The sequence below is a fragment of the Neptunitalea lumnitzerae genome (genome assembly GCF_027924185.1).
Taxonomy (GTDB): Bacteria; Bacteroidota; Bacteroidia; order Flavobacteriales; family Flavobacteriaceae; genus Neptunitalea; species Neptunitalea lumnitzerae.
The window spans coordinates 1,461,884-1,487,119 of the sequence record NZ_BRVO01000001.1; the positions used below are offsets into that span (position 1 = coordinate 1,461,884).

The 25,236-nt window shown below is 34.4% G+C and carries 28 protein-coding genes; 12 read left to right on the forward strand and 16 right to left on the reverse strand.

Features of this window, described 5'->3' with window-relative positions:
- The first annotated feature begins 46 nt into the window (after positions 1–46).
- A complete protein-coding gene (locus tag Y10_RS06535; protein WP_281764559.1) occupies positions 47–1,201 on the forward strand; it encodes a cysteine desulfurase family protein in 1,155 nt (384 codons plus the stop codon).
- A gap of 45 nt (positions 1,202–1,246) precedes the next feature.
- Here the strand turns inward: Y10_RS06535 and Y10_RS06540 are convergent, their stop codons facing one another.
- From Y10_RS06540 to Y10_RS06575, 8 genes are all read right to left on the reverse strand, one after another.
- Positions 1,247–1,954, reverse strand: coding sequence for a DUF4369 domain-containing protein (locus tag Y10_RS06540; protein ID WP_281764560.1), 708 nt, complete (start codon positions 1,952–1,954; stop codon positions 1,247–1,249).
- A gap of 134 nt (positions 1,955–2,088) precedes the next feature.
- Positions 2,089–3,975, reverse strand: coding sequence for a M61 family metallopeptidase (locus Y10_RS06545; RefSeq protein ID WP_281764561.1), 1,887 nt, complete (start codon positions 3,973–3,975; stop codon positions 2,089–2,091).
- A 78-nt stretch (positions 3,976–4,053) separates the two neighbouring features.
- Positions 4,054–4,875 (reverse strand): HAD family hydrolase, encoded by an 822-nt coding sequence (locus Y10_RS06550; protein WP_281764562.1) that lies wholly within the window; start codon positions 4,873–4,875, stop codon positions 4,054–4,056.
- Positions 4,868–5,035: an Arc family DNA-binding protein gene (locus Y10_RS06555; protein WP_281764563.1), complete on the reverse strand. Its 168-nt coding sequence runs from the start codon at positions 5,033–5,035 to the stop codon at positions 4,868–4,870. The genes Y10_RS06550 and Y10_RS06555 overlap by 8 nt, the downstream gene beginning before the upstream one ends.
- A gap of 1 nt (position 5,036) precedes the next feature.
- Positions 5,037–5,972, reverse strand: coding sequence for an alpha/beta hydrolase (locus Y10_RS06560; RefSeq protein ID WP_281764564.1), 936 nt, complete (start codon positions 5,970–5,972; stop codon positions 5,037–5,039).
- Complete coding sequence (locus tag Y10_RS06565) at positions 5,965–6,468, reverse strand: hypothetical protein (RefSeq protein WP_281764565.1); 504 nt, start codon at positions 6,466–6,468, stop codon at positions 5,965–5,967. The genes Y10_RS06560 and Y10_RS06565 overlap by 8 nt, the downstream gene beginning before the upstream one ends.
- Positions 6,468–6,635 (reverse strand): DUF4177 domain-containing protein, encoded by a 168-nt coding sequence (locus Y10_RS06570; RefSeq protein ID WP_281764566.1) that lies wholly within the window; start codon positions 6,633–6,635, stop codon positions 6,468–6,470. Before Y10_RS06570 ends, Y10_RS06565 begins: the two co-directional genes overlap by 1 nt.
- Positions 6,636–6,645: 10 nt before the next feature.
- Positions 6,646–7,506, reverse strand: coding sequence for an SPFH domain-containing protein (locus Y10_RS06575; protein ID WP_281764567.1), 861 nt, complete (start codon positions 7,504–7,506; stop codon positions 6,646–6,648).
- A 123-nt stretch (positions 7,507–7,629) separates the two neighbouring features.
- On the opposite strand from Y10_RS06575, the gene Y10_RS06580 reads away from it, so the two are divergent.
- On the forward strand, positions 7,630–8,415 hold the full coding sequence (locus Y10_RS06580; RefSeq protein WP_281764568.1) for a S1/P1 nuclease: 786 nt from the start codon (positions 7,630–7,632) through the stop codon (positions 8,413–8,415).
- Positions 8,416–8,429: 14 nt separating this feature from the next.
- Here the strand turns inward: Y10_RS06580 and Y10_RS06585 are convergent, their stop codons facing one another.
- The 3 genes from Y10_RS06585 to htpG form a co-directional block, all read right to left on the reverse strand.
- On the reverse strand, positions 8,430–9,017 hold the full coding sequence (locus tag Y10_RS06585) for an alpha-ketoglutarate-dependent dioxygenase AlkB family protein (RefSeq protein ID WP_281764569.1): 588 nt from the start codon (positions 9,015–9,017) through the stop codon (positions 8,430–8,432).
- Positions 9,018–9,150: 133 nt separating this feature from the next.
- Positions 9,151–9,567 (reverse strand): hypothetical protein, encoded by a 417-nt coding sequence (locus tag Y10_RS06590; protein WP_281764570.1) that lies wholly within the window; start codon positions 9,565–9,567, stop codon positions 9,151–9,153.
- A 125-nt stretch (positions 9,568–9,692) separates the two neighbouring features.
- A complete protein-coding gene (gene htpG / locus Y10_RS06595) occupies positions 9,693–11,576 on the reverse strand; it encodes a molecular chaperone HtpG (protein WP_281764571.1) in 1,884 nt (627 codons plus the stop codon).
- 181 nt (positions 11,577–11,757) lie between these two features.
- Here htpG and Y10_RS06600 point away from each other — a divergent pair, with 181 nt between their 5' ends.
- From Y10_RS06600 to Y10_RS06625, 6 genes are all read left to right on the forward strand, one after another.
- Positions 11,758–12,219: a lipocalin family protein gene (locus Y10_RS06600; protein ID WP_281764572.1), complete on the forward strand. Its 462-nt coding sequence runs from the start codon at positions 11,758–11,760 to the stop codon at positions 12,217–12,219.
- 1 nt (position 12,220) lies between these two features.
- Positions 12,221–12,913: an OmpA family protein gene (locus tag Y10_RS06605; RefSeq protein ID WP_281764573.1), complete on the forward strand. Its 693-nt coding sequence runs from the start codon at positions 12,221–12,223 to the stop codon at positions 12,911–12,913.
- Between the two features lie 368 nt (positions 12,914–13,281).
- Complete coding sequence (locus Y10_RS06610; RefSeq protein ID WP_281764574.1) at positions 13,282–13,938, forward strand: TetR family transcriptional regulator C-terminal domain-containing protein; 657 nt, start codon at positions 13,282–13,284, stop codon at positions 13,936–13,938.
- Complete coding sequence (locus tag Y10_RS06615) at positions 13,935–15,242, forward strand: ABC1 kinase family protein (RefSeq protein WP_281764575.1); 1,308 nt, start codon at positions 13,935–13,937, stop codon at positions 15,240–15,242. Before Y10_RS06610 ends, Y10_RS06615 begins: the two co-directional genes overlap by 4 nt.
- Positions 15,243–15,461: 219 nt before the next feature.
- Complete coding sequence (locus tag Y10_RS06620; RefSeq protein WP_281764771.1) at positions 15,462–16,472, forward strand: 3-oxoacyl-ACP synthase III family protein; 1,011 nt, start codon at positions 15,462–15,464, stop codon at positions 16,470–16,472.
- An 18-nt stretch (positions 16,473–16,490) separates the two neighbouring features.
- Positions 16,491–16,883, forward strand: a complete 393-nt coding sequence (locus tag Y10_RS06625) for a hypothetical protein (protein WP_281764576.1) — start codon at positions 16,491–16,493, stop codon at positions 16,881–16,883.
- A 37-nt stretch (positions 16,884–16,920) separates the two neighbouring features.
- Here Y10_RS06625 and Y10_RS06630 read toward each other — a convergent pair whose 3' ends face one another.
- Entirely contained in the window at positions 16,921–17,583 is a 663-nt protein-coding gene (locus tag Y10_RS06630; protein ID WP_281764577.1) for a hypothetical protein, read from the reverse strand.
- Between the two features lie 234 nt (positions 17,584–17,817).
- Positions 17,818–18,924: an alkene reductase gene (locus Y10_RS06635; protein WP_281764578.1), complete on the reverse strand. Its 1,107-nt coding sequence runs from the start codon at positions 18,922–18,924 to the stop codon at positions 17,818–17,820.
- Positions 18,925–19,067: 143 nt separating this feature from the next.
- Here Y10_RS06635 and Y10_RS06640 point away from each other — a divergent pair, with 143 nt between their 5' ends.
- From Y10_RS06640 to Y10_RS06655, 4 genes are read left to right on the forward strand one after another with little or no spacing between them, the layout of a single operon-like run.
- On the forward strand, positions 19,068–20,411 hold the full coding sequence (locus tag Y10_RS06640) for an FAD-dependent oxidoreductase (RefSeq protein ID WP_281764579.1): 1,344 nt from the start codon (positions 19,068–19,070) through the stop codon (positions 20,409–20,411).
- Entirely contained in the window at positions 20,411–21,802 is a 1,392-nt protein-coding gene (locus tag Y10_RS06645) for an MATE family efflux transporter (RefSeq protein WP_408733610.1), read from the forward strand. Before Y10_RS06640 ends, Y10_RS06645 begins: the two co-directional genes overlap by 1 nt.
- A gap of 10 nt (positions 21,803–21,812) precedes the next feature.
- A complete protein-coding gene (locus Y10_RS06650; protein ID WP_281764580.1) occupies positions 21,813–22,040 on the forward strand; it encodes a hypothetical protein in 228 nt (75 codons plus the stop codon).
- 9 nt (positions 22,041–22,049) lie between these two features.
- Entirely contained in the window at positions 22,050–22,616 is a 567-nt protein-coding gene (locus tag Y10_RS06655; protein ID WP_281764581.1) for a phosphatase PAP2 family protein, read from the forward strand.
- Here the strand turns inward: Y10_RS06655 and Y10_RS06660 are convergent.
- The 3 genes from Y10_RS06660 to meaB form a co-directional block, all read right to left on the reverse strand.
- The gene (locus tag Y10_RS06660) at positions 22,600–23,232 is read right to left on the reverse strand and encodes a lipid-A-disaccharide synthase N-terminal domain-containing protein (protein WP_281764582.1); all 633 of its coding nucleotides are present in this window, start codon (positions 23,230–23,232) and stop codon (positions 22,600–22,602) included. The genes Y10_RS06655 and Y10_RS06660 overlap by 17 nt on opposite strands.
- Positions 23,225–23,938, reverse strand: a complete 714-nt coding sequence (locus tag Y10_RS06665) for a glycosyltransferase family 2 protein (RefSeq protein ID WP_281764583.1) — start codon at positions 23,936–23,938, stop codon at positions 23,225–23,227. Before Y10_RS06665 ends, Y10_RS06660 begins: the two co-directional genes overlap by 8 nt.
- A 64-nt stretch (positions 23,939–24,002) precedes the next feature.
- Positions 24,003–25,085 carry a methylmalonyl Co-A mutase-associated GTPase MeaB gene (gene meaB / locus Y10_RS06670; RefSeq protein WP_281764584.1) on the reverse strand — a complete coding sequence of 361 codons (1,083 nt, stop codon included), beginning with the start codon at positions 25,083–25,085 and terminating at the stop codon, positions 24,003–24,005.
- Positions 25,086–25,236 lie beyond the last annotated feature (151 nt).

Genomic DNA, 25,236 nt, shown 5'->3' on the forward strand with positions numbered 1-25,236 from the left:
TAACGAAGTTAATTGTAAATAATTTTATTTGAAGTAATTTTGCCTAATGAAAAAGGTGTATTTAGATAATGCTGCTACTACGCAATTAGATGAAGATGTGTTGCTTGCTATGCAAGAGGCTTTGGGTAATTATTATGGTAATCCGTCTTCTACACATAGTTTTGGAAAAGCGGCTAAAACATTAGTAGAGAAGGCTAGAAAAAAAATTGCAGGTTTAATTGGTGCCGATGCTTCTGAAATTATTTTTACTTCTGGTGGAACAGAGGCTAATAATATGGTGTTGCGTTCTGCAGTAAGAGATTTAAAGGTAACTACTGTTATAACTACGGCTATAGAGCACCATGCAGTATTTAATACGGTGTTACAGTTGCAAAAAGAATATGCTATTAAAGTAGCATTTGTTCAGGTGCAAGCCAATGGTTTGGTAGATTTAGATCACCTAAAAGCATTGCTAGAACAACACGCTGCAGAAAAAGTATTAGTAAGTTTAATGCACGTGAATAATGAAACTGGGATTATTCTTCCTCTAGAAAGCGTGGGGAATTTGTGTAAATCTCATGGAGTATTATTTCATTCAGATACGGTACAGTCTATACATCATTTACCTTGTAAGCTTTCAGAATTACCTGTTGATTTTATAACAGCTTCAGCACATAAATTTCATGGGCCTAAAGGTATTGGGTTTGTTTATATAAAAAGAGATTCTGGTATTAGAGCTTTGTTATTTGGTGGTGAGCAAGAAAGAGGGGTTAGAGCTGGTACAGAAGCTGTACATAATATTATAGGGCTGGAAATTGCTTTTGCTAAAGCTATTTCTTTAATGGATGTTACAGAAGCTCATTTGCTTGAGATTAAAACCTACTTTATGCAACTTTTGACTACTAATTTTCCAGAAGTGGTTTTTAATGGTGGTTCAGATGATGTGCACAAAAGTGTTTCATCTATACTTAACGTACGGTTTCCTTTTAATGCTGAAAAAGGGAAGTTGTTGTTGTTTCATTTAGATTTACTTGGTGGTATTGCTTGTAGTGCAGGTAGTGCATGCCAGTCTGGTAGTAACAAGCCTTCTCACGTGTTATCAGAAATTTTAACTAATGAAGAACTTAGTAAGCCATCGGTTCGTTTTTCTTTCTCAAAGTATACTACTAAAGAAGATATAGATCATACCATTAAAATATTGGTAGATTTTGCAAAAAAATAACCCCCGATACTATCGAGGGTTGTTTTATAATTTTTATTCAGCAGTTTATTGTTCTGCTTTCTTGATGTCTTTAATAAACTTATCTAACAATTTTCCGTATTTGGAAGCTGCTACCTTATCGGTTAAAGAGTTGTTTATTGTATCTAAGAATTTTACTCCGGTATTGTTTAAATCTGTTAAAGCAATATAAGGAGCCACTTCAGCATCTTTATGATTGATGCAGAAGTTGATACTGTATAAATAACTTCTTTTGGTATTGTTATCAATTAAAACATCAAAAGAATCTATTTTTTGTTGTGATAATTTTTTAGCGCCTTTTAATTTAGTTTCTAACCAGTCTAAATTCTTTCTGTTGAATTTAGATTTTGTTTTGATGTATTCATCATAAATCTCCTGATTTTTAGAGCCTGTAATTTTTGCATTTACTGTAAAATATTGTCTGGTAGATGCCACATTAATAGTTCCAGGTTCTCCAAATACCATTAACTGGTCGTTAAATGGGTTTTCGTCTTTTTTGTCTAAATGCAAAAAGAATACCTCTGGCTCCTCTAACGGAATTTCAAATTTGAATTTTCCTGTTCCATCTAAATTTAAAGTGTCAATATTTACAACGGTAGAATCATTCATTCTTTGGAAATATAAAGTCCCTAATTTAAGACCTTCAATATTACCTTCAAGAATCATGGTGTTTTTGTCTTTACTGCACGCACCAAATAAAACTGCTAATGCAATAACTGTTATAAGTTTTTTCATTCTAATACTGGCTAAATGTAATTGTGGCAAATATCATAGATATTTTAAGAAAACGGAAATTTTTTTCAGAGAACTATAAAATAAAAGGCAACCTATTTAGGTTGCCTTTATATTTTTTAAAAAGTGTACTTGTGTTAGTTTTTCAACCAAGCATTTCTTAGTGTTGTTTGTGCCTCAGTAGCATCATCAGCTGGTTTAAGAATATTTTGAACACCTTTTGGAGCTACGTAAGTACCTTTAAGTGTAACTTCTTCACCATCTCTAACTACAACCATTTCAATTTCATCTCCTGGAGTCCATCCAAAAGAACTAATAATCATTTGTTGTACATTGTCAAGTGTGTATTCTGTACCGTTGATAGATTTAATAACATCACCACCTTTAATACCTAATGCGGTAATAGCAGTATTTAACTCAATACCATCTCTAAAGTAAATGGTTTTGTCTTCTGGGTTAGCATCTATATAAGGTGTTTGTTGATCCATTAAGAAAAAGTTGAAAACATCTACTTCTTGTGTTGCTGGCTCTAAACCTACTTTTGCAAAATAATCGTTGTAAGGAATAGGGTTGTTAGCGCCCACTACATATTTTTCTATGAACTCTCCTACCGCAGGGTAGGTAAGATTAGTAACCTCAGCAATAATTTCTTCATCTTTAAAAGATTTATGCATACCATATTTGGTAGATAATTGCTTCATTAACCATAAAATACCTTTTTCTCCATTACTTTCTTCTCTAATAATAATGTCTAAACACATGCTTATTAATGCTCCTTTTTCGTATACATTAGCATAGTTCTTTTTATAAGGGTCATCTAATACATTTTTACTCATTACAGTAAAAGACATGTTATCATCAAACATTTGAGAGTTGTTTATTTTACCTAAAAGTCTAGAGTAAAATTCTTCCTCTGTAATTAACCCTTGGTTAATTTGGAATAAGTTAGCAAAGTATTCTGTAGTACCTTCATACATCCATAAGTGCTCAGACATTTGAGGGTCGTAATAATCAAAATACTGAATTTCATCTGAGTGAATCGTTAATGGCGCAACAATGTGGAAAAACTCGTGAGAAACAATGTCTGTTAAGCTTTGTTTTAATTGGTCTATTCCCATTGCTTCTGGCATAACTACTGTGGTAGATGTATGGTGCTCTAAAGCTCCAAAACCTTTAGCATCGTCTTCTTTCATAGTAGATAAGTACAATAAAATATCATAGCTTTTTGTACTGTTTATTTCTCCTAAGAAAGTTTTTTGTGCTTGCATCATGGTTTGCATAGCCTCTTTTAGGTCGCTAGCTTTTACTGCTCCTGTTGGAGAATATACAGAAAGCGTAACCTCAATATCATTTACTTTAAATTTAGCTTGATCTAATTTAGAGTACATAATAGGGTTGTCTGTAACTTCAAAATATCTTGAAGCATAGAAAACATCTGTAGTAGGATCTTCTGAAGGAGTTTCAGAACTCTCTAAAGAAGTAGAAGCTTTAAATTCTGCTGGATGCTTAAATGTTAACTCATATGGTCTTTCATCTAATCCTTTAAAATATCCAACAAACATGTGAAGGTTTAAAAAGAAATTTTGACCTTCTAAAATGTTTGTTCCTGAAGGAGAAAAAACATCTTCTCTATCTACAAAAGAAGCACCAGATTCAGAGTCAAACGTATCGTTTACCCAAAACGTAATTTTATCTAATTTGGTAGCATTATTAATTACCCAAGAATTAACGTCTGGTTTAGAAACTGCTAATTCCTTTCCGTTATAATCATATGCTTTAAAATCTTCAATAAACTGCCCGTAGTTATCTGCGCTATACGTACCAGGTACGGTTTTAGGAATATAAAATGTTACAGATTCTTCAGTGAATCTACCCGGATCAATAGTAGACATCACTTTATCGTCTTTAACATTGGTAAGATCTATAGTAGCTTTTACAGGAGTTTCTGTAGCCAGATCATTAACTTTAGGAGTACAGCTGAAAATAAGACCAGCTGAAAATAGGGTTAATGCGAGTTTTTTCATTGTTATCTGATTCTTTTAAGTGTCAAAATTATTTTATAAGACGTAAAGAAATGTATATGTTACAGGTTTCACAAAAAATTATGAAAATATTTGCTTTAAATAAACTGCAACACCGTCTTCTTTATGGTGTAGGGTGATGTCTTTCGCTACTGCTTTTACCTCGTCTCTGGCATTTGCAACAGCAATACCAAAACCTACATTGCCAATCATTTCAGCATCGTTATAATTATCGCCAAAAGCAATAACATCGGCTAAAGAGAAATCTGTGTATTTAAAATCTAATAGTTTTTTAATACCTGTAAGTTTAGAAACCTCTTTAGGAGCAATCTCAATATACGTATCTTTAGCTCTGTATAAGTGTAAGGTATTTTCAAACTTACTTTTGAAATGGTTAAATGCTTCTTCTATAAGGTCGGCATCTCCCATGCAGGTAATTTTATGAGCTCCTTTTTCTTCTTTATCCCATTTTGCAATAGCATCTGCATTAGGTTTAATTTCCGGAGCTACCTTTGTATTATTTTCTTCACGTTTTGCCCAATAATCATATTCTGGTGCGTACCATTCGTCGTTATTATATAAGCTTACATGAAATTTACCTTTTGGGTTATTATTGTTATAGTCAACAATGTATTTAATTACCTCTAACGGTACTTCTACAGAGTGTATAGGTTTATCGTCTACTAAAACGAGGGCGCCGTTATAGGCTATTATAGGTTCTTCTAAAATAGCTAGCTTAGCTTGTAAATGTCTCATTTGTTTAGGCATTCTGGCAGAAACTAAAATAACGGGTACGTTATTTTTAATAGCATTAATTTCAGAAATAGTAGCTTCTGAAAGATCTCTGTCAGCGTTTAGCAGTGTACCGTCAATATCTGAAAAAACAATTTTAGGTTTATTCATCATTTTTATTTTTGGGTTGTCTATTAGCATCTTTTAGCGCCTGCATCAACATCCATTCAATTTGGCCATTAGTACTTCTAAACTCGTCAGAAGCCCACTTTTCAATAGCCTTTAACATGTCTTCATTAATCCTTAATGCAAATGCTTTCTTTTTTGACATATTATTCTTTTATAAATTCTGAAATTGTACTTACCAGTAGAGAAGATAAAGGAAAATCTGGGTTGCTATATGATTGCTGATTTTCTTGCATGTTTTCAACAATTTTAAGAGGATGATTCATTTTAGGAATCACCTTTAAAATAGAGGTAGTATTTTGCTTGTGTAAAGCTTGAGCGTCTTGCTCGGTTACTTGCAAATCTGAACTTCCTTGAAGAATGAGTACCGGTATTTTTAATTTGGCAATTTCTTCTACTGGATTATATGTATTCCACGATTTAAAGAACTTTTGATTTTGAGGAGCAAATATACTCATTAAATTAGGATCTACCTTTGCTATGGTGTCGGTTTCCATGAGTTCTTTAAAATGTGCTTTTAAGATGATACTAAGAGAATCATTACGTTGACTCAATTGCCTTTCAAGCGTTGTTTCTATTTTTGCAGCAGGACCCGCTACCGATATGTATTTGTCTACCTTACATTCTTGTGCAGCTAGCATTGCTATTAACGATCCTTGACTATGACCTATAAGTGTAATGCTGTTAAATCTATGATCGTCTTTAAAGTTATTGGTGGCTAATACAGCATCCTCAACAAAATCTTTAATGTTTACTCCTTTCATTAAAGTTGGTAGGTTTGCTAAGGTGGCCGTTCTTTTATCGTACCGGTAAAAAGCAATTCCTTTTTTGTTTAAGGAATCGGCTAGTTGTTGTATATAACCAGGATTGTAAATACCCGATTGATTTCCGTTTCTGTCTACATTACCGCTTCCATGTATAAATATTGCTAATGGTATTGCTTTGTCTGTTTTAGGATAAGATAAAGTACCGGGTAATTTTATAGAGCCGTTTTTCAAATCAATATCTTCAGAAAGTATTTCCTGAGAAAACGTAAAGTGAGAAACTATAAAGGTAGCTATTGCTATTATTAACTTAGCCATACTGTTCGGTTGTTTTTAGTTTTTTTAAAAGAGTATAAAATTCGTTAGGCTTTTTAGTTCCTATTAAGATTGGTTTTTTAGCTCCATATTCTATTCTAATTACTTTTTCTAGTCCCATAGAGGTAATCATGTCATAATCTTTAAAGAAATTCCATTTACCCATGCCATACCCATAGTTTAGTTTGTCGTAAGATTCTATTTGAAAACTTGTAATGCTTTCTAAGGGAATAGTTCTGAATTTCATTGCAAACGGAGGGTATTTATAATGAATACCATTGATGTCAATTTTAGTATGCTGAATCATATTTACTATAAGTAATGCCGATAGTATGTTAATGCTAGTAACAATACTCATAGCTATTACAAATTCTTTCAAAGGCATTTCACCTTTGTTGTATTGATTAAACATAATGGCTAAAATCATGATAAAATCTACTCCTAGAATAATAAAAATCCAGTTACCAATACGTTGTTTTTCATAAAATTCAGTGTTCATTATCTATCCCTTTCCATAAAAGCCTTTAGGTTACCAGCAGCATCGCCAATAACATTTACCACTTTCCAGCCTATTTTAGCCTCTTGGTTTATAAGTTTTATAAAATCGTCTTCTTTCATTACTTTAAATGGTCCTAAAACCTGACTAATAATTTTGTATTCTCTCATGTTGTTTATTTTAATGATTTAATGTACCTGCATTAACTACGGGCGATGCATCTTTGTCGCCACAAAGTACTACCATAAGATTGCTTACCATAGCAGCTTTGCGTTCTTCATCTAAGTCTACTACCTCTTTTTTACTTAACTCTTCAATGGCCATTTCTACCATGCTTACAGCACCTTCTACAATTTTGTGTCTGGCAGCAACAATAGCCGTGGCTTGCTGTCTCTTAAGCATTGCATTGGCAATTTCTTGTGCGTAGGCCAAGTAACCTATTCTTGCTTCTAGTACTTCTATACCTGCCATAGCAAGGCGTTCTTGAACTTCTTTCTCTAAGTTTTCACTAACCTCGTTTACGCTAGATCTTAATGTGATTTCTTCGTCATGTCCATCGTCATTAAAATTATCATAAGGGTACATACTTGCTAATTTTCTAACAGCAGCATCTGTTTGTACTCTTACAAAGTTTTCATAGTTATCTACATCAAAAGCAGCTTTGTAAGTATCGGTTACTTTCCATACTAAAATGGTGCTAATCATAACCGGGTTCCCTAGTTTATCGTTTACTTTTAATCGCTCACTGTCAAAGTTGCTAGCTTTTAATGATACTTTCTTTTTTGCATATAAAGGATTTACCCAATAAAGGCCATTGGCTTTTATGGTGCCTGTATATTTTCCGAATAGTAATAACACTCTAGATTCGTTAGGGTTTACTAAAACTAACCCGAAGAATAAGATGAAACTAATGGCTGTAACAACAAAAAGTAAAGGGGTTTTAAAATAAATAGCAGCAGCAATACTACCCCCAAATGCTAGTAATAAAACAAAAAACATTAAGTAGCCGCCTGATGGAACAATGGTTTTTTCTTGAGTCATAATTGATATGATATTAAAATGATATCATAAATATATAAAATTAAATTTTAATTTATTGAATGTTTTAACAATTAATTAAAAGTGTGCTACCTACCTTTGCGGTAAACCACAATTTTGTTAGAGATGAAAAGATTATTAGTACTGTTGTTTTTTGTGAGCTCTTTTATGCTGAACGCATCTAATGAGCAACCCGTAATGTGGGGTGCAACGGGCCACCGAGTTACAGGGGAAGTTGCTGCTGATTACATTAAAAAAAGTACCGCAAGAAAAATAGAAAAGTTATTAGACGGACACGGATTGGCTGAAGTATCTACTTTTGGAGATGATATTAAGTCTGATAAGCGCTTTAGAAAATTTGGTGCTTGGCATTATGTAAATATTGACCCTGGAAAAGAATATGGAGATGAACCTGCCAGTGCTTACGGAGATATTATAAAAGGTATTGATACTTGTATGGTGGTTTTGAAAAGCGAAACTGCTACTAAGGCAGATAAGCAATTTTACCTGAAAATGCTAGTGCATTTGGTGGGCGATTTACACCAACCTTTACACGTTGGAAAAGCAGAAGATTTAGGAGGTAATAAAATTAAAGTAACTTGGTTTAGAGAAGATAGTAACTTGCATAGAGTGTGGGATAGTGAAATGCTAGACCATTATAATATGAGTTATACTGAAATTTCAGGGAATTTTCCTGAGCTTACTAAAAACCAAGTGAAACAATTACAGAAGGGTTCTGTACTGGATTGGGTAAATGAAACTCGTAAATTGGTAGATAAGGTGTATGCATCTGCTAAAGATGGAGACGATTTAGGGTACCGATATATGTATGACCATTTTGGTGAAGTACAAGAGCAATTGGAAAAAGGAGGGGTGCGTTTAGCGAAACTGCTTGATGAGGCTTTTAAATAAAATAGAATTTACTATTATACAATCACACGGAACGTTAAATTAATACGTTCCGTTTTTTGTTTTTTGGTTTTGGGAATGCTGTGTAACCAATGGTGTTGTGTGCTACCCTGCATTAGTAATAAACTACCATGGGTTAACTCTATATCTTTTTTAATATTAAGGGTTCTGTGTTTTAGTTTAAATTTTCGGGTAGCTCCAAAGCTTACCGAGGCAATTACGGGGTTTTTTCCTAATTCTTTCTCATTGTCGGCATGCCAGCCGTTGCTGTCTTGGCCGTCTCTATATAAGTTCAATAGGCAGGTTGTAAAATTTGCTTTTACTGCTAGTTCTACTTTAGACTTAATTTCTTCTAATGTTTCCGTAAAAGGTAGTGGTTCCATAGTAATGCCAGAGTAGCTATAACTAAGTTGGTTATTTCCGTATAAAGCAGTAAGTCTTGGTTGTGGGTATGTTTTGCCAAAAACCTTTATATTATCTTGTTGCCAAGGGATGTTTTGTAATAACTCTTGAAAATAAAGATTACTCTCTTCTGTGCTGAAAAATGACTCGTAAAATTGAATGTCTGCATCAGGTAGGTTAAAAGATTCACTTGGTAAACTCATTATTTAAACTCTTAAAGAATACTAAGCCATTTGAAGACTTGGTGTGTGTAAGTGCTTAAAAATACAAAGAAAAAATAAGGGGGATGGTAAGGGTGTTTAATTTTAAGAAGGTAAAGTGAAGGGGGATTGGGTTTTAAGCAATTCTGCTTAACTCTTTCCATTTGGTGTATTCTAGTTTTCTAAAGCGTTTTGCTTTCCAGTTTTTATTGATTTGTTTTTCATCAACAATTTCAAAGCATTCGTTTCTTAACGCTTTCCAATTGTAATTCATGTTAATGTCGGTGGCTACTACAGAAGATTCAGAAGGGAAAGCAATCCATAATTCACCATCGTCATTTACTTTAGGAAGTAAGGTGCTTAGTTGATTTTTTAAATTCTCGATAGACTGTATGAATAGAATACCGTAATCAAACTTGTTGAGTTGCACTAACGATTCGAAGATTTCAACATTTTTAATGGAGCTAAAATTCTTTTCGAATTCCTCCGGGAGATTCAGTACCAGAATCTCTGTCTGAAAAAAGACATTTAGTTTTTTTAGAATAGATTTCATAACACCCTGCATTTTAATTTGTTAACAGCCTTAAGGTACGAAAATTATAAATGCATGAATAAAAAATAATTAAAAAAAGAAACCCCTGCAATTGCAGGGGTTTTATGATGTTAGAAGGACTGATTTTATTTAATCATTCCGTAACTTCTTTTAACAAAGTTGGTAAGCTCTTCACCTTTTAAAAGTCCTTTAGATAGCTTAGCTAAATCTAAAGCTTGGTTGGTAAGGCGCTCTTTATCTTCTTTGCTTTCAGCTTTAAGAATATCACCAATTAACTCAGCGTTGGTATTAACTACTACATTGTACATTTCTGGCATGTTACCCATACCAAACATACCACCACCAGTTTGTTGCATTTCCTTCATTCTACGCATAAACTCTGGTTCTGTAATAATAATAGGTGCAGCATCGCTATCTCTACTTTCTAACTGTACCGTATATTTATCTGCCGGAATAATCTCAGTTAGCGTAGTTTTTAATGTTTCTTGTTCTTCTTCAGAAAGTTTAGAGATTTTCTCTTCGTCTTTCTGAATTAAATTATCAACATGGTCTGCATCTACTCTGGTAAATTTAACCTTCTCTTTGTCGCCTTCTAATTTTTGAATTAAGTGAGCAACAATAGGAGAGTCTAATAAAAGAACTTCGTAACCTTTAGCTTGTGCATCTACAATATAACTGTGTTGCGCTTCTTTATTGCTAGCGTAAAGAATAACGGTATTATCGTCTTTATCTGTTTGGGTAGGTTTTACTTTTTCTACTAACTCATCGAAAGTATAGAATTTACCATCAATGGTTGGGTATAATGCAAATTTGTCTGCTTTTTCGTAAAACTTATCTTCAGATAGCATACCATATTCAATAACTATCTTAATATCGTTCCATTTGCTTTCAAAATCTTCACGGTTTTCGTTGAATAAAGATTTTAATTTATCGGCAACTTTACGAGTGATATAGCTAGAGATTTTCTTTACGTTACCATCGGCTTGTAAATAACTTCTAGAAACGTTTAATGGAATATCTGGTGAATCAATTACCCCGCGTAACATGGTTAAAAATTCAGGTACAATACCTTCTACGTTATCAGTTACAAATACCTGGTTTTGGTATAACTGAATTTTATCTTTCTGAATATTTAAGTCGTTAGTTAACTTAGGGAAGTATAAAATACCTGTTAAGTTAAATGGGTAATCTACATTTAAGTGAATATGGAATAAAGGCTCTTCAAATTGCATAGGGTACAATTCACGGTAAAAACCTTTATAATCCTCAGTCTCTAACTCTGTTGGTTGTTTTGTCCAAGCAGGGGTAGGGTTGTTAATTATATTGTCTACAGTAATTTTTTCTGGTTCTGCACCTTCTTCAGCATCTTCTGGTAATGGTAAAGTTTCTTCTTTAGTACCAAATTTAATAGGAATAGGCATAAACTTGTTATACTTAACCAATAACTCAGAAATTTTATGATCTTCTAAAAACTCTGTTGAGTCTTCAGCAATGTGAAGAATAATTTCGGTACCTCTGTCAGTTTTATCAGCAGCTTCCAACGTGTATTTAGGAGAACCATCACAAATCCAGTGAGCAGCAGGCTCATCTTTAAAAGACTTAGTAATGATTTCTACTTTTTCTGCAACCATAAATGCAGAGTAAAAACCTAAACCAAAGTGTCCAATAATTCCGGTGTCTTTAGCACTGTCTTTGTATTGGTTTAAAAACTCTTCTGCACCAGAAAAGGCTACTTCATTAATATACTTTTGTACTTCGTCAGCTGTCATACCAAGACCTTGGTCTTTAATATGAAGTTTTTTACCTTCTTTGTCTATGCTAACTTCAATAATTGGGTTGCCATATTCAACAGCAGCTTCACCAATACTAGTTAAGTGTTTTAATTTTAAGGTAGCGTCTGTTGCATTAGAGATAAGTTCTCTTAAAAAGATTTCGTGATCACTGTAAAGAAACTTCTTTATCAGTGGAAAAATGTTTTCTACAGATACATTAATATTTCCGGTTGCCATAATTTTAATATTATTTTTTACCGCTTTATTCAAATAAGATACCAAATTAAAATAGCTGACAGATTGACATTTTTAAGAGATTTATAGAACTCTTTAACAAAAGTATAAGTCTAAATTTTTGGAAACAGCTTGTTTTCGAATCTATTTTTGTAGTAGAAAAAATTACAAAGAAAAAATTGCTATGAAAAAAACAATCTTACTGCTTTTGGTAGCAGTTGTAAGTTTAGTGTCTTGTGGGCCTAAACTGAACAATGCAGCTCAAAGTGATTTAAAAGGGAGTTGGACGGTAACCAGTGTTACTTACAAAAACTCTAATGTTATTGATATAACCTCTTTTGGGGTAGCAGAAGCTAAGTGCTTTGAAGGAAGTGTTTGGAACTTTATACCAAACAATAATAAGGGAACCTTAACGCTTAATAATGCTGAGTGCTCTTATTTTGAATCTCCTATTGTATGGACTATTACAGATGCCGGAGCTTTTACCCTTAAGTTTGTAGGGGAAGAGGCAAAAGCAAAAAACGTAACACAAGGTTTTAACCTTACGGTAGGTAATCAAACAGAAACTAGTTTTCAGTTGATAGATTATGTAAATGTAGCTGGTAGTAGTACCAAAGTTGTGTATCAATTTCAAAAAATAAGCTAAGATGAAAAATTATAAAAATTATATAATGATAGGTGCCCTTACGGTAGGTACCTTTTTAAATACTAGTTGTGATGCGGTAAAAAATTCTAACAATACGCAAAAAGGTGCTGTTATTGGTGCCGCAGGAGGTGCTGTTATTGGTGGTGTTATAGGCAACAACGTTGGTAGTAAAGATAATGGTGCTCTAGGTGCTATTTTAGGTGGTGTTATTGGTGGTGCTACAGGTGCTGCTATTGGTAACCGAATGGATAAGCAAGCTCAGGAAATTGAAGAAGTTTTGCCAAGTGCTGAAGTTGAAAGAGTAGGGGAAGGTATTAAGCTTACTTTAGGTGAAGATTCTGTTAGGTTTGATTTTAATAAATCTTCTTTAACCAGTGCAGCAAAAACTAATTTAGATAAATTGGTGCCTGTGTTTGAAGATTATGCAGATACTAATATTGTTGTGTATGGATATACAGATAGTAAAGGTAGTGACGATTATAACTTAAAATTGTCTGAACAAAGAGCTGCGTCTGTAAAATCGTACCTTGCTTCTAAGGGAATTTCTAGTGCTAGAATTGAAACGATGGGCATGGGGGAAGCAGACCCAATTGCAACAAATGATACCGATGCTGGAAGAAGCCAAAATAGAAGAGTTGAGTTTGCTATTGTAGCCAACCAACAAATGGTAAATGATGCACAGACAGGCAATTAAATTTGATTTTTAATATTATTTCGCTAAATTTAACAAAACCTTATATTTATTTATTTTCTAAAAAATGGAAAGAGGTGTAATTTAGCATCATGATTAGGAGGGGGATTTATTGCTAGAAAAAATAAAAGAAAAGATTAAAAAAATAGGTTAGTTTGTTTATTTATTGGTTAGGTTGTTTGAAAACGCACTTTGCTTCTTTAAAGTGCGTTTTCATCTTTTTTAGGCTTATCCTACGCTTCTTCAGAAACCTATTTTTTACACAGTATCCAATAATAAAAAATCTGATTTTCAATAAATTAATGCTTGTACATACTTCGACAGCTTGCCTCGAAGTAGATAATTAATTATTTTTAGTAAAAAAATTGAAGATGGCTACAACAAAGAAAATTACCGAAGACCAAATTATTAGTGCTTATATGAATTTTGTTTTAGAGCATGAGAAAGCTCCTAAGACTGTCTATAAGTTTGCTAAAGAGATTAAGATTAAAGAAGAAGATTTTTACCAGTTCTTTGGTTCTATAGATGCTTTAAAGGGACATATTTGGAAGAAATTCTACACCAATACAGAAGGTGTTATTTCTAAAAATGACGAATACGAAGCATTAACTACCAGAGAGAAAATGCTAACGTTTTTCTTTACTTTTTTTGAGTTACTAACCATGAATAGAAGTTATGTGCTGTTTGTACTAAAAGAGCACCAAAGTGTACTAAGAAACTTAGAGCAGTTAAAAGGATTGAGAAGTGACTTCAAAGGATTTGTAAAAGAGCTTGCGAAAGCTGAAAACAATCATAAGAATTCTAAATTTTTAAAGCAGTCGCCAGAGTTAATAGCAGAAGGTGCATGGATACAGCTTTTGTTTTTAATGAAGTTTTGGATGGAAGATAATTCTGCTGCGTTTGAGAAAACCGATGTGGCAATTGAGAAATCTGTAAATACCATTTTTGATGTATTTGATAATACACCTTTGGAGAGTTTGTTAGATTTTGGAAAGTTTTTAGTTAAAGAAGCAAAAGCAACAGTTTGAAAACATTAGATAAAATACCAACAGGAAAAGTAGAACGTGCTACCAAATTGGTGAAAACCGGTGTTAAAATAGGTGGTAACTACATGAAGTATTATGGCGGAAAGTTGGTGAATCCTTCCTTAACCAAGGATCAGTTGAACGAAGACAATGCTGCCGATATATATGACGGATTAAAAAGCCTTAAAGGAAGTGCTTTAAAAGTGGCTCAGATGTTGAGCATGGAGAAAAATTTATTGCCTAGCGCTTATGTAGAGAAGTTTTCGCTATCTCAATTTTCAGTGCCTCCCTTGTCTGCTCCATTGGTTAGAAAAACCTTTAAAAAGTATTTAGGAAAATATCCTGAAGATATTTACGACCATTTTGAAAAAGATAGTGTAAATGCGGCTAGTATTGGCCAAGTACATAAAGCTACTAAAGATGGTAAGCAGCTTGCGGTTAAAATTCAATATCCGGGTGTTGCAGAAAGTATTAGTAGTGATTTGGCTATAGTGAAGCCTGTGGCTATTAAAATGTTTAATCTACAAGGCAAAGATTCTGATAAGTACTTTAAAGAAATTGAACATAAGCTTGTAGAAGAAACCAATTATGAGCTTGAGGTGAAACAAAGTAAAGAGATTACCGAAGCTTGTAGTGTAATAGATAATATTCATTTTCCTAAGTACTATGAAGAGCTTTCAAGCGAGCGTATCATTACCATGGATTGGATGACAGGTGTGCATTTGAGCGAGTTTACTAAAATACCTTTTTCTCAAGAAGTAGGGAATAAGCTTGGGCAAGCCCTTTGGGATTTTTACATGTTTCAGATACATGGATTGCGTAAAGTACATGCCGACCCGCATCCGGGGAATTTCTTAGTGAATAAGGATAACGAACTTATTGCTATAGATTTTGGGTGTATTAAAGAAATTCCAGAAAGTTTTTATGTTCCGTATTTTGAATTGGCACAACAAAATGTTTTTGAAGATGAAGCCTTGTTCATGGAAAAAATGAAAGAGCTTGAAATTTTTAAGGAGGATGATACTCCTGAAGAACTCACTTTTTTTAAAGCTTTGTTCAAGGAAATGTTAGGGATATTCACATCGCCTTTTAATCAGGAAGAATTTGATTTTGCTTCTGATGATTTCTGGAATGCGATTGCTGCGTTAAGTGAACGTTATTCTTCTGACCCTACTATAAGAAAGATGAATGGGAATAGAGGGTCTAAGCATTTCTTGTATATGAACCGAACGTTTTTTGGTTTGTATAATTTATTACACGATTTAAAAGCAAAAATTGAAGTAAATCATTTTAGAAAATATCTTTAGTGAGCCAAACATTGAAAAGTAGAATTGAGGATTTCTCATTTCTAGGTAAGCTAAGCAGTTTATAAACTCGAAGACTGAGTAGATGTTGAAAATATTAAAAAATCGTCCTTATTGAGGGCGATTTTTTGTTTTTAGTTAAAAATAGCCCCTTTGTTTAATAAAATTGATAAAAAATGTAAATTGCATATCTAATTAAGTTAGATACAATAGATCATGAAAATGTATGCTTCTAAGATTTCCGGATTAGGGTATTACGTGCCGGATAATATAGTTACCAACGATGACTTGTCTAAGGTAATGGACACCAACGATGAATGGATTCAGGAACGAACAGGTATTAAAGAACGTAGGCACGTTATTCCAAATGGTGAAGACTCTACGACAACCATGGGCGTAAAAGCAGCTAGAATAGCAATAGAACGCTCTGGTTTAAGTACAGATGATATAGATTTTGTAGTGTTTGCTACGCTAAGTCCTGATTATTATTTTCCAGGGCCAGGAGTTATGGTGCAAAAAGAACTGGGTTTAAGAACCGTTGGGGCTTTAGATGTTAGAAATCAATGTTCTGGTTTTGTTTATGCACTTTCTGTAGCAGACCAATTTATAAAAACTGGTATGTACAAGAATGTATTGGTTATAGGTTCTGAAGTACACTCAAAAGGATTGGATATGACTACGCGTGGACGTGGCGTTTCTGTAATCTTTGGAGACGGTGCTGGTGCTGCTGTGTTAAGTAGAACAGAGGAGGAAGGAAAAGGAATTTTATCTACGCATTTACATTCTGAAGGAGAGCATGCTGAAGAGTTGGCCTTAATTGCACCAGGTATGGGTAAACGTTGGGTAAACGATATTGTAAAAGATAATGATCCTGATGATACAAGTTACTACCCTCACATGAACGGACAGTTTGTATTTAAGAATGCCGTGGTTCGTTTTTCTGAAGTTATTATGGAAGGCTTACAAACTAATAATTTAGAGGTTGCCGACATTGATATGCTCATACCACACCAAGCCAATTTACGTATCTCTCAATTTATACAGCATAAGTTTAAATTATCTGATGATCAGGTGTATAATAATATTCAAAAATACGGTAATACAACAGCGGCCTCTGTGCCTATTGCGTTAACCGAAGCCTGGGAGAAGGGTAAAATAAAAGAAGGAGATACCGTAGTTTTAGCGGCCTTTGGTAGTGGTTTTACGTGGGCAAGTGCTATAATTAAGTGGTAATTTTGTATTATTGTTAGTATGAAGAGATTACTAGCATTAATTTTAGGTATTTCCCTGTGTTGCATTGGGTGTAGTTCAGACGATTCTGGAACTAGTAGAGTAGAGGTGAGAGTGCAAAATGTAAGCAATTATACGTTTGCTAATGTAGTAATGGATGTTGCTACGGGTAACAAATCGTATGGAGATTTAGAACCTGGCGCGTATTCTGAATACAAAGTGCTTAATTTGGCGTATGCCTTAGCCTATGTGCAAGTAGATATAGATGGAGAAACCTATTACATACAGCCTATAGATTATGATGGTGAGGAGACCTTATCAGGAGGTAGTTACACCTATCAACTTAATGCCAGTGATGACGCTTCTGACCCCTACGGAAGGTTAACACTAACCGTAATTTCTGATGATGAGTAATGTTTAGATACTATTGAATATATGAAAAGCCCATTTTTTAATGGGCTTTTTCTTTTTGTAAATCGTCTTTATAAATATAATTGATAAGAAAAAAAACGGCAATGGCTCCAAAGCTATGCCATAGCCAATGCGTTCCCATAGATAAGTCTAAATAACGGTCGGTAACCCTAAAGGTTATTGCTAACGCAAAACTAACTACTCCTAATACGACCCATTTCAAATATCTCCATTTTGTTTTATACAGGTATACAAAAATAGGAAGCAATACCGCTACTGCTGTAAATACATAGCCTGCTGAAGTGGCAAACTTTCTTGGTATTGGTAAGGCTCTAATTCCGAAGTTTATAGTTAAGGTTAAAAATATCCATATAAGGCGTACCCAAACCAATTTGGAAGATTTGAAGATAAAATAAAAGGTAGCAGCTAGGCACGATAGCATTATAGGCACCCAGTCCATATATAACCATATATTAGCGCTACGAGTAGCGTGATAAATGGTACCACCTATATAGCCAATAAAAATAACCGGTATAATGCAGCTTATAAATACGTGGTTCTTTGGGTTTTTATAAACCTTTAGACTAAAATAAATTAGTACTGCTAAAAACAAAAGATTGCTAAAAGTGTTGAATGGCTCAACAGGAAACCGAGTCATAATGGTTTCCTTGTAAATAGGACCTGAATCGTGGGGTGAAATCATTAACAGTTAATTAGAACGTGTTTTTAAAGATACAAAAGGGTATCGAAAATTTATTTACAGAAAAATGTTTTTTTAACCCGTGTAAAAATGCTTTTGGCACGGCTGTTGATATTACTTTATTAGAGCGTAGGATGATGTTGTATTTTTAAAATTATTTGAACCTAAATTGCTTCCAATAAATAAGCAATACAGCCTGAAGGACATAGCGGACTTCAGGCTGTTTTTATGTGTTTACTAGGCTACCGTTTCTTTGTAAGTAGGATAGTCTATATATCCTTCGGTACCTGGAGTGTAAAAGGTGTCTTGGTCCCAATCGGCAAGGGGTGCATTTTGCTCAAAACGTTCTACTAAATCGGGGTTAGAAATAAATGGTTTTCCATAGGCAACCAAATCGGCATTACCTTCTTCAATAACCTTATTCCCTTTTTCTTGATCAAAGTTGCCATTGATAATTAACGTACCATTATACATTGGGCGGTAGTGCTTAGCAATATCTTTTACCAAAAAGTCTATCTCTGAAACATCTGTAAAAGGTTCAGATAAGTGTAAATACGCTAAATTATAGTCGTTTAATTTAGTTACGATACGGTCAAAAGTAGGAATGGTTTCCTCATCTGCCTTAATACCAAACAGGCCGTGTAGTGATGGATTCAAACGAAGGCCTATTTTATTTTCAGGCATAATAGTTTTTACTTCATCTAACACTTCAAATAAAAAGCGTATTCTGTTTTCAATGCTTCCTCCGTAATCATCGGTACGGGTATTAGATGATTTACTAAAAAACTGATGGAATAAGTACCCGTTAGAAGAATGTATTTCAACACCATCAAAACCGGCTTTCATAGCATTTGCTGCAGCATTTTTAAAATCGGCAATGGTTTGTTTAATATCTTCAACGGTCATTTCTTTTGGGGTTACCGTATCTTTAAATCCTTCCTGTGTAAATGATTTTTCGTTTGGATTAATGGCGCTTGGCGCTAGTGGAAGTTCTCCGTCATGAAAATCAGGATGCGAAATACGCCCTACGTGCCATAGCTGAATAAAAATCTTTCCACCTTCTTGGTGTACCGCATCGGTAACTTTTTTCCAATGTGCTACTTGCTCATCAGAATAAATTCCTGGTGTGTTGATATACCCAACCGCACGTTCCGACACTTGACTACCTTCTGTAATGATAAGTCCGGCACTACTGCGTTGTGTATAGTAGGTAACATGTATATCTGTTGGTACGTGTTCTGGGTTGTTGGCTCTACTTCTGGTCATAGGTGCCATAACTACCCTGTTTTTAAGGGAGATGTCTCCCATTTTATAACTTTTTAATAAAGATTGTTCAGTACTCATAGTTTTTTAATTTTTAATAAAAATAATGATTAGCGTAGTTATTGGCTGTTAATGATGTGCTAAACTCTATAAATGTTAAAGGCGTAGGTTTTAATTGTGTACCTTTGCGGTCTTTATTACGTAGAATACAGAATAGTTTTTTCATGCAAACACCAAATAATGTTGCCATTGTGGGCAGTGGGTTAGTGGGTTCTTTATTAGCAATGTATCTGTTAAAGAGAGGTCATAAAGTAGATATTTATGATAGACGAGAAGATATCAGAAATATAAAGTTTTCCGGACGCTCCATTAATTTGGCTGTTTCAGAAAGAGGATGGCATGCATTAGATGCTATTGGTATAGGTGATGAGGTTAGAAAAATTGCTATTCCTTTGTACAGAAGAGCTATTCATACCCTAGAGCAACCCATGTATTTTCAACCTTACGGAAAAGAAGGCGAAGCTATTTATTCTATCTCTAGAGGGGCATTGAATAAATTAATGATTGACTTGGCGGAAGAAGCAGGAGCCAATTTTCTTTTTGACCAAAAGGTGTGGGATGTTGATTTGCCAGAGGCTACACTTTATACAGGTGGTTCTGATAAGTCTGACCGTAAAGCAAACAAATATGATGTAGTTTTTGGTGCAGATGGTGCTTTTTCTAGAGTACGACATAAAATGCAACGAAGAAGCTTGTTTAACTATAGTCAGGAGTTTTTAGAAACAGGCTATAAAGAACTTACCATTCCTGCTAATGAAGATGGTACCCATAAATTAGATAAAAATTCTTTTCACATTTGGCCAAGAGGTAGGTTTATGTTAATTGCCATGCCTAATACAGATGGTAGTTTTACCTGTACTTTGTTTTTGCCTTATCATGGGGAGGTTTCTTTTGATACTTTGAATACAGAAGAAAGTATCAAAGCGTTTTTTGAAACGTATTTTCCAACGGTTATAGAAGTGATACCTGATTTGATAAAAGACTTTACCGAGCACCCTACTAGTGCGTTGCTTACTATTAAATGCTACCCTTGGACCTATTGGGATAAAGTAGCTTTAATAGGTGATGCTGCCCATGCCATTGTACCGTTTTACGGGCAAGGGATGAATGCCGGTTTTGAAGATATTACGGTGTTAAATGAGTTGATGGAAGCGCATAGCGATAATTGGGAGGCTGTTTTTAAGGCGTATGAAACGTCTAGAAAACCAAATGCCGACGCTATTGCTGAGTTAAGTTATAGAAACTTTATGGAAATGAGTACCAAAACAGCAGATGCTTCTTTTATTTTACGTAAGAAGATTGAAGCTAAGTTTTATACAGAACACCCTGATAAATGGGTGCCGTTATATAGCCGTGTTACCTTTTCTAGAAAGCCGTATGCAGAAGCTTTAGACCAGGGAGATAAGCAACGTTTAATTATGGATGAGGTAATGAAAATGCCTAACATAGAGCAGTTGTGGGATAGTGAGGAAGTAATGAACAAAATTGAACGATTGATTGCAGAGTAATGATTTCGCTTGCAAATTACACTAAAGAGTTTACTTATAATTTAAAGCTTGCATACCCAGTTATTTTGGGTATGTTGGGCCATAGCCTAATAGGTTTTTTTGATAATGTAATGGTAGGGCAGTTAGGTGCTAAAGAATTGGCATCGGTATCTTTAGGAAATAGCTTTATGTTTATTGCTATGTCTTTTGGTATTGGGTTTTCTACCGCCATTACACCATTGGTTGCCGAGGCTGATGCAGCCCACAATAAACATAATGTAAAAGCAGCTTTAAAGCACGGACTGGTATTGTGCACAATAATGGGGTTAGTACTTTCGGTACTATTGCTGTTTGCAAAGCCATTAATGTATACAATGAAACAACCAGAAGAGGTGGTGTTGCTTGCCTACCCATATTTAGATATTGTGTCGTTTTCCTTAATACCTCTTATTGTATTTCAGGCATTTAAGCAGTTTGCAGATGGATTGTCTGAAACCCGTTATGCTATGTATGCTACGTTTTTAGCTGTATTTTTAAATGTAGGTATCAACTACTTGCTAATTTTTGGTATTGGCTTTTTTCCTAAAATGGGCATTATAGGTGCTGCATGGGGTACACTGCTTTCTCGTGTTGCTATGGTGGTGTATATGTGGTATTTATTAGCACGTAGAAAGAAATTTCATGATTATGTAACGCACTTTAATTTTAAAGAAATTAAACGTTCTGTAATCTCAAAGCTGCTAAAACTAGGAATACCATCATCTTTTCAAATGTTGTTTGAAGTGGCCATTTTTACTGCAGCAGTATGGCTAAGTGGTATGTTGGGTACCAACCAACAAGCAGCTAACCAAATAGCGCTAAACTTGTCTAGTATGACATTTATGGTGGCTACAGGGTTAAGTGTAGCTGCTATGATTAGAGTGGGGAACCAAAAAGGAAAAGAAGCTTATGTAGATTTAAAAAGAATTGCTTTGTCGGTTTTTCTTCTTGCCTTGGTGTTTGCTGTTTTCTTTGCACTATGTTTTATATTGTTTAATCAATATTTACCTACTATTTATTTAGATGAAAATGATTTGGTAAACGGAGCAGATAATGTAGAAGTGCTAGCGGTAGCAGCAGAACTCATGTTGGTGGCAGGGTTGTTTCAAATATCAGATGCTATGCAGGTGGTTGGTTTAGGAGCCCTTAGAGGGCTGCAAGATGTGCTAATACCTACTGTTATAACCTTAGTTTCTTATTGGGTAATAGGGTTTCCGGTATCTACTTATTTTGGGTTGTATACCGATTGGGGTAGCATGGGTATTTGGTTTGGTTTACTTGCTGGTTTATCATCCGCTGCAATATTTTTGTATCTTCGTTTTCAATACATCACTAATAAACTTATAAAGCAATCTAAAGAGGTTGCTGTTTAACATATATATTATGGAAATACCTAAATTTTTAATCTGTGACAATACCGATTTCCCTGATGCGAATTTCGTTATTCATACTGATTTTCCTCGATTTATCATTGACTTAGTGACCGATGAGGTGGAGTGGTTAGAAGATATTGATAAGTCTGAAATTAAAGATTTGGAAGAAGAGTTACCTGATTTAATTGAACAGGCTACCGAGTTTTACGATAGAGAAGTAGGTAGATATGATTCTTAATATTTAGACATGGAAGAATTAATACACTTAGACCAACAATTATTTTTGTATTTAAACGGATTAGGATCTGAATCGTTTGATGGGTTCTGGATGTTTATTACTAATAAATGGGGGTCTATACCATTGTACGTTTTACTATTGGTTTTATGTTTTTGGAAATTAGGTTGGAAAAAAACATTGGTAGTATTAGTGATGGTAGCTGTATTAATTGCCGGAGCTGACCAGCTTGCAAATGCATTTAAATATGGTTTTAAACGTTTAAGACCTTGTTATACTGTAAATATTGCAGATCAAATGCGATTGGTAAAAGACTGGTGCGGTGGGCAGTATAGTTATTTTTCTGCACACGCGGCAAACTCTTTTGCTGTAGCTATATTTTTTGGGGTGTTATTTAAACCTTATTTTAAGTGGTTGTTGCCTGTTTTAGTATTATGGGCACTTGCAGTTGGTTACAGTAGAATTTATATTGGAGTACATTTTCCGTTAGATGTTTTAACGGGCTTCTTTTTTGGTAGTCTAATAGCTTCTATTGTGTTTTTTATATACAATAAAGTAATTGCTAAGTGGAAGCTGTAACACATTTTTTGTGAATAGTCATATTTCTTATATAGGTAATAGTACCAAAAATGTGACCTACTAAAAGTACTGGGTCTGCTCTAAAAATGGCGTAGATAATAATTAAAATAGCGCCAGTTAAACTAAATATCCAGAACCCCATGGGTAGGGTAGATTCTTTTTTCTTTTCAGAAACAATCCATTGGTATATAAAGCGTGACTTAAAGATAAGTTGGGCGGTAACCCCTAGTGATAATAACCAAAAAGGCATGGTAGATTCATTGAATAAACTATGCATATCATAACGGTTGTTTTGGAAAGAGTAGGAAATAATAATTATCGGGAAAATCCATAAAAAAGCTTTTAAAGGAATGGTTACTTTTTTCCATTGATGCTGCAATTGAATGTTTCTTATATATATGTAATACGTAAATATTTCGCCTAGAATAATAGGGAAATCATTTCTTAAGTATCCATAGATAAAAAGTAAAAAAGAGGCCACCAGACTTATAATCCAAAAATAACGAGGTATGGTTACCTGTTTGTTTTTTTCTGAGATAATCCATTGTAATAATACCCTCCATGAAAATAGAAGTTGTGCTGTAAGACCAATACCATAAATAATCCAGCTATTCATCTCTCTTGATTTTGTAATTAATATACCGTTTTTTCATCCAGAGAAAAATAAAGCAATCTAATAGTGGACCTACCAATCGGTTCCATATACCAAATTTGGGAGTTCCTGCAATCCTTGGGAAGTGTTGTACGGGTATTTGAAGCACAGTGCCTTTTTGAAGCTGAATCATAGCCGGGAAAAACCTGTGTGTGCCTTTAAACATAGGGATTGTTTTAGCACTACTGGTTTTAAAAACTTTTAAAGGGCAGCCGGTGTCGTCTATACCGTCTTTAGTAAAGGTACGTCTTGTAGTGTTTGCTATTTTAGACGATAATTTTTTTAAGGGAGTGTCTTGTCGGTTGGTTCTTATACCTGTTACTAAATCATGCTCATGTGCATGTGCTAGTAGTAAGTTAAAATCTTGTGGCGAGGTTTGTAAATCTGCATCTATGTAACCTACATACTTGGTTTCTACATGGTCAAACCCAGCTTTAATAGCGGCACTTAACCCTTGATTCTTTTCAAATTCTAAAAATGAAAAATGGGTGTTTCTAGCACAGATGGTTTCTATTAATTGTTGGCTATTGTCTGTAGATCCGTCGTTTACAAATAGAACAGCACTTTGTTTAGAGGCCATAGTAAGAAAGCTGTTCAACGCTTCTTCAAGGCGCAACAGATTCTCTTCCTCATTATACAAAGGAACTACAATTGTAAACTCGTATACCATGCTATACTAACTATTACAAGTATATTTAAGTGGTTTTGTTGCTTGGGGAGCTTATCAAATATAATTATAAATTATAATATAGGTTCAATAAATCGGTAGCAGCAGCAAAAGGGGATGCTTGCATAGCATCTATGGCCGCAATTTTTTCTTTTAGTTCGTTTTTAATAACCGGGTTTTGATAGAAATTAGATTTCAATTGCTCGTCTATAGTTTGTAAAAACCAAAACTTTTGTTGCTCTAATCGCTTTTGGTTAAAATGTCCAGATTCGGTAGTTTGAGTTCTAAAGTTTTCTATCAGTTTCCAAACATTTTCAACTCCTTCGTCATATAAGGCAGAGGCGGTTAACACTTTTGGTATCCAACCGTTGGCTTTTGGTGGGTATAGGTGTAATGCACGTTTAAATTCTACTTTAGCTCTTTCAGCGGGTTTTAAGTTATCGCCATCTGCTTTGTTAATTACAATAGCATCTGCCATTTCCATAATACCACGCTTAATACCTTGCAATTCATCTCCTGCACCAGAAATTTTTAGTAATAAGAAAAAATCTACCATACTATGTACCGCAGTTTCACTTTGCCCAACCCCTACAGTTTCAATAATAATGGTATCAAAACCACAAGCTTCGCACAGAATAATTGTTTCTCGTGTTTTTCTGGCAACACCGCCTAAAGAGTTTCCGCTAGGGGAAGGGCGTATAAAGGCATTTTTGTCTTTTACTAAATCTTCCATACGGGTTTTATCACCTAAAATACTTCCTTTACTAATGGAACTAGAAGGGTCTACTGCTAACACGGCTACCTTTTTTCCTAGTGAGGTAAGGTGTTTTCCAAAGCTTTCTATAAAAGTACTTTTGCCAGCTCCGGGTACACCAGTAATACCTATTCGCACAGATTTATTAGCTTTAGGTAAACAAGTGGTAATAATTTGATTTGCTTTTTTAGAATGCTCTGGATTGGTGCTTTCTACTAAAGTAATAGCTCTACTTAAAGCAATGGTATCACCATTGCATATTTTTTCAGCTAATTCATCAGGATTTACCTCTCTGCTTCTAAACCTTTTTACGTTGTTTATAGCAGTATCACTAGTGTTAAGTGGTTGTGTAACCCCTTTCTTTTCGTGTAGTGCAGATGGTTGCTCTTTGTTCAAAACTAAAAACCTTTTCCTGTAAAAGTAGCAAAGATATTTTCAGTTTCAAAGCTAACAGCAGCCTATTTTAATGAGATTTATCATTGGTAACAGGGTAAAAAAATACCCGAGCAATTGCCGGGTATTTTGTTTACATGTGAAGTGTATTTTT

Coding starts and splice junctions, on each gene's coding strand:
- Y10_RS06575 (WP_281764567.1), bottom strand. CDS start 7,506: ATGACTCAAGAAAAAACCATTGTTCCATCAGGCGGCTACTTAATGTTT.
- Y10_RS06600 (WP_281764572.1), top strand. CDS start 11,758: ATGAAAAAAACAATCTTACTGCTTTTGGTAGCAGTTGTAAGTTTAGTG.
- Y10_RS06605 (WP_281764573.1), top strand. CDS start 12,221: ATGAAAAATTATAAAAATTATATAATGATAGGTGCCCTTACGGTAGGT.
- Y10_RS06645 (WP_408733610.1), top strand. CDS start 20,411: ATGATTTCGCTTGCAAATTACACTAAAGAGTTTACTTATAATTTAAAG.
- Y10_RS06565 (WP_281764565.1), bottom strand. CDS start 6,468: ATGAACACTGAATTTTATGAAAAACAACGTATTGGTAACTGGATTTTT.
- Y10_RS06655 (WP_281764581.1), top strand. CDS start 22,050: ATGGAAGAATTAATACACTTAGACCAACAATTATTTTTGTATTTAAAC.
- Y10_RS06620 (WP_281764771.1), top strand. CDS start 15,462: ATGTATGCTTCTAAGATTTCCGGATTAGGGTATTACGTGCCGGATAAT.
- Y10_RS06640 (WP_281764579.1), top strand. CDS start 19,068: ATGCAAACACCAAATAATGTTGCCATTGTGGGCAGTGGGTTAGTGGGT.
- Y10_RS06665 (WP_281764583.1), bottom strand. CDS start 23,938: ATGGTATACGAGTTTACAATTGTAGTTCCTTTGTATAATGAGGAAGAG.
- Y10_RS06660 (WP_281764582.1), bottom strand. CDS start 23,232: ATGAATAGCTGGATTATTTATGGTATTGGTCTTACAGCACAACTTCTA.
- Y10_RS06590 (WP_281764570.1), bottom strand. CDS start 9,567: ATGAAATCTATTCTAAAAAAACTAAATGTCTTTTTTCAGACAGAGATT.
- Y10_RS06610 (WP_281764574.1), top strand. CDS start 13,282: ATGGCTACAACAAAGAAAATTACCGAAGACCAAATTATTAGTGCTTAT.
- Y10_RS06550 (WP_281764562.1), bottom strand. CDS start 4,875: ATGAATAAACCTAAAATTGTTTTTTCAGATATTGACGGTACACTGCTA.
- Y10_RS06625 (WP_281764576.1), top strand. CDS start 16,491: ATGAAGAGATTACTAGCATTAATTTTAGGTATTTCCCTGTGTTGCATT.
- Y10_RS06650 (WP_281764580.1), top strand. CDS start 21,813: ATGGAAATACCTAAATTTTTAATCTGTGACAATACCGATTTCCCTGAT.
- Y10_RS06630 (WP_281764577.1), bottom strand. CDS start 17,583: ATGATTTCACCCCACGATTCAGGTCCTATTTACAAGGAAACCATTATG.
- Y10_RS06585 (WP_281764569.1), bottom strand. CDS start 9,017: ATGAGTTTACCAAGTGAATCTTTTAACCTACCTGATGCAGACATTCAA.
- Y10_RS06635 (WP_281764578.1), bottom strand. CDS start 18,924: ATGAGTACTGAACAATCTTTATTAAAAAGTTATAAAATGGGAGACATC.
- Y10_RS06570 (WP_281764566.1), bottom strand. CDS start 6,635: ATGAGAGAATACAAAATTATTAGTCAGGTTTTAGGACCATTTAAAGTA.
- htpG (WP_281764571.1), bottom strand. CDS start 11,576: ATGGCAACCGGAAATATTAATGTATCTGTAGAAAACATTTTTCCACTG.
- Y10_RS06540 (WP_281764560.1), bottom strand. CDS start 1,954: ATGAAAAAACTTATAACAGTTATTGCATTAGCAGTTTTATTTGGTGCG.
- Y10_RS06555 (WP_281764563.1), bottom strand. CDS start 5,035: ATGTCAAAAAAGAAAGCATTTGCATTAAGGATTAATGAAGACATGTTA.
- Y10_RS06560 (WP_281764564.1), bottom strand. CDS start 5,972: ATGGCTAAGTTAATAATAGCAATAGCTACCTTTATAGTTTCTCACTTT.
- Y10_RS06535 (WP_281764559.1), top strand. CDS start 47: ATGAAAAAGGTGTATTTAGATAATGCTGCTACTACGCAATTAGATGAA.
- Y10_RS06580 (WP_281764568.1), top strand. CDS start 7,630: ATGAAAAGATTATTAGTACTGTTGTTTTTTGTGAGCTCTTTTATGCTG.
- Y10_RS06545 (WP_281764561.1), bottom strand. CDS start 3,975: ATGAAAAAACTCGCATTAACCCTATTTTCAGCTGGTCTTATTTTCAGC.